General features: G+C 71.8%; 1 protein-coding gene. It reads right to left on the bottom strand.

Annotated elements, in window-relative coordinates; genetic code table 11:
* Positions 1-3542: hypothetical protein (locus tag B0W88_RS33990; protein ID WP_158080974.1), on the bottom strand; the 3542-nt coding region annotated here is incomplete at both ends.

The following is a 3542-nucleotide window of genomic DNA, read 5'->3' as shown; positions in this document are numbered from 1 at the left end:
GTTGCCGGCGTTGCCGCCGGCGCTGCCGGCGAGCAGTCCGCCGAAGCTCGTACCGCTGCTGCTGCCATTGCCAGCGGCGGCGCTGGCGCTACCGGCGCCGAAGCTGCCGGTACCCACACCCGTCGCTGCCCCGTTGCCGGTCAGGCCCGCCGCCGAGCCCGCGCCCTGGCCGCCGAAGCTGCCCACCGACTGGAAGCCGGCGTTGCTGTTGGAGCCGTTGCCGATCGTCGTGTTGGATGCACCGGAGCCGTTCTGGCCGCCATTGAGGCCGCCCGCCGTGTTGAAGGTCGCATCGAAGGCCTCGGTTTGCAGCGTCCCCGGGCCGATCAGGATGCGCGTCACGTGGTTGGCATCGCTCGGCGCGCTGGTCTGAACGACGCTGCCGCTCAACTTGTAGCTGAGCGCCTGATAGTTGTCATTGGCGCTCTGCTGCAGCGTCCACAGGCCTGTGTTGCTGTCGAAGGTCGGCGGACTCTGCTCGATCGTCACGTCGACCCCGGCCTGGTAGGCGCCGCCGCCAATGCGGTTCACGAATCCTCCCACCTTGCCGGTCTCTCTCAACACGAAGAAGATCGGATCGGAGAAGCCAGTCTCCGGAGCGGTGTTGTACGAGGAGATGGATACGCCCCGAGGTCGCAGGGTCAAGTCATCATTGCCTTGCGAATCCTGGCGGATCTCATAGCGGGTGCCGCTGACCCGGTCCATCAGGTAGGCGACGCCTGTGGTGCCATCGACGTAGTAGCTTCGCGCATAGCACGGGAGTTGCGCACTATCGCAGTCGCCGCTCTGCCCGCGCACTTCGATGTCATCGGTCCCCAGGACGCTGTAGACCTCCGTCGCGGCATCGCCCGCAACCTTGTAGACCTGCACCTTCAGGCCGATGCCGTTCGTCTGGCCCACGCCGTCGTTCCTGATGACAGGCGCCGCGCCCAGGTCGCCGACCTGAGCGAGCGTCGGCATGGCCTGCAGCCTCAGCGGACCGGCGGCCTTCAGGCTGGCTCTCAGCTGATCGGCGCCGATGGCCACGTACACGCCGGCCGCGTTCGCCGCATCGACCAGCGTGTCGGCAGGCGAATAGCTCACCACGCCGTGCACGTCGGTGCTGGCGGTCTTGTAGTTGGCCACGTTGTTGCCGACCACGATCTTCGCGATCTCGCCGCTGCCGCCGGTCAGCGCGAAGTCATCCGTGTTGTCGAACAGGAAGAGGTTGCCGCGCGTACCGTCCGCGCCCTGCCCGCCGATCGTGATGTTGTAGGCCGTCTTGCCGCCGGCGCCCAGGTCCAGCCCGCGCGAGTAAACGGAGTTGCCGAGGTAGATGCCGTCCAGGTCGCCCAGCCCGCTGGCCGACAGGACGATGTCGCCCTTGTTGACCGCGATCAGGGCATTGCTCACCAGCCGGTGGCCCGCCGTCACCGACAGCCCGTTGGGGTGCCCTGCCGAGCTGCCGCCATCCAGGTTCAGGCCATTGAGCTCCACGTCCCGGCCCGCGCTGATCGACACGACGCCCACCTGCGGCCGCAGGCTCTCCTGATAGCCGGGGCCGGCAAGCAAGTAGCCGGTGTTCGGGCCGCCCAGCGCCTTGGCCAGGGTGACGTCCTTGCCCGCATTCACCGTCAACTGGCCGCTGCTCACGGCGCCGGATTCCCAGGTGAACAGCTCGTTCAGCGTCACGCTCTCGGCCACTGACTGCACGACGATGCTGCCTCCGAACGTCTTGATCGGGCCGGTCGCGACCAGGTCGTCGTGCGCGCTGAGGGTCAGCGCGCCACCGGCCGACACGCCGCCGGAGCCGATGCTCAGCGTGGTCTGCGCCGTCAGCGTGGCCGCACCGGTGGCGGAAAGCAGCTTGGCGCCGCTGGTGATCGCGCCGCCGCTGGCGAGGCTGAGGTCGCCACCGGACGCGATGCCTGCGTTGGCGTCGAAGACGATGTCGCCAGAGGCCCTGACCGTCACGGCACCGGTGCCCGCGAACACGCTGGCGCCGCTGAAGCCGACACCGCCGGCACTACCGCTGGCGGGCCCCTGCACCAGCACGCTGCCCGCTGCCGCACCGCCCAGCGTCACCTGGCCCGGTGTCGTCACCGTCAGGCTCTGGGCGCGAGCGGTGCCGGCATCCAGCGCACCGGCGGCGCCGGCGACCGGGCCCAGCACGACAGCGCCGGTCGCCCCGACGCTGACCGCAGCCGGGCTGACGATCGCGCCGGTGCTGACCGTCGCGCCGCTCAGTGTCACCGCGCCGCCGCTCTGCAGCGTCGCGGCCGTCGTGTCCAGCGCGGCTCCGCTGGCCAGCGTGGTCGTCCCCGCGACCAGCGCGCCGTGCAGCGTCAGATTGCCCTGGGCACTGGCGTCGAGCGAGGCCAGCTGCTGGCCGGCACTGCCGCCGGCCAGCGCGCCGCCGACGCTGAGCGCGCCATGCTCCGCCCTGAGCACCACCGCGCCGGTGCCCAGCAGGTTGCTGGCCGCCAGCTGTCCGGCGGTGGTGGTGATGGAGATGGCGCCGCTGCCGGCCGCGACCGCCGAAGCCTGCGCCTGCCCGAACGCGCCTGCCGCGCTGGCGGTGAACCCCGCCGGCGCGTCGACGTTGCCGTTCAGCTGGATGTCCGCGCCGCTGGAGACGAGCTCTACCGACGCTGCGCTCTTGACCGGCCCATTGACCGTCAGCAGGCCGCCCGCATGGAGGGCCGCCGCGTGCGCCCCGGTCACCTCCAGCCCGCCGGAGCGCAGCGTCAGGGCACCGCCGGCGCTCAGCGTGGCCGCGCCGGCCGATTCCAGCCGTCCGTCCCCGCTGCCGAGGTCGCCCGCCGCGGTCAGAGTCAAGGTGCCGCCGCTCTTGATGCCGCCCCGGCCCAGCGTGATGGCACCCGCGTTGACGCTGACGTCGCCACTGCTGAACACACCGCCGTCGCCGAAGTGCGTGGCGCCCGCGCGCTGCGCACTGCCAGTACCCGACACCTGCAGGCTGGCGGCGGCCAGGCCACCGAGCGTGACCTCGCCGGCCGCGCCCACCGTCACCGCCCCGGCTTTCGCCGTGCTGGCGTTGATCACGCCCGCGCTCGCAGCCACGGCAGCCAGGCTTGCCGCACCGCCGCTGGTGATGCTCACCGCCGCCGGCGTGACGATCGCGCCGCCGAGCACCGCCGTGCCGCCGGACAGCGCCACCGCCCCGGTGCTGTCCAGCGTTGCCGCCGTCGTATCGATGGTGCCTTCGCTGTTCAGCGTGCTCGTGCCCGCCACCAGCGCTCCGTTGAGCGACACGCGATCGCGCCCGGTTGCCAGCAGTGAGGCGATGCGCTGCCCGTCCGCCCCCGACAGCACCCCGGCGACGCTGAGCGCGCCCTGGGGGGCGCTCAGCGTGACCGCGCCCGTCGTCACGAGCTTGCCGGCGCTGAGGTCGCCGCCGGCGGCAGTGATGCCGATGGCGCCGCTGCCTGCGGCCACCTCGCTGGTGCCCGCCTGCGTGAAGGCGCCGGCGGCGCTCGCCGTGAAGCTGGTCGCGACGACATTGCCGCCCAGCTGGATGGCGCCGCCGCTGGACGCCAGGT

It is taken from the genome of Pelomonas sp. KK5 (genome assembly GCF_001984095.1).
Classification (GTDB): domain Bacteria; phylum Pseudomonadota; class Gammaproteobacteria; order Burkholderiales; family Burkholderiaceae_C; genus KK5.
The sequence above is the reverse complement of the archived record's forward strand: the minus strand, read 5'-3'. Positions and strand labels throughout refer to the sequence as shown.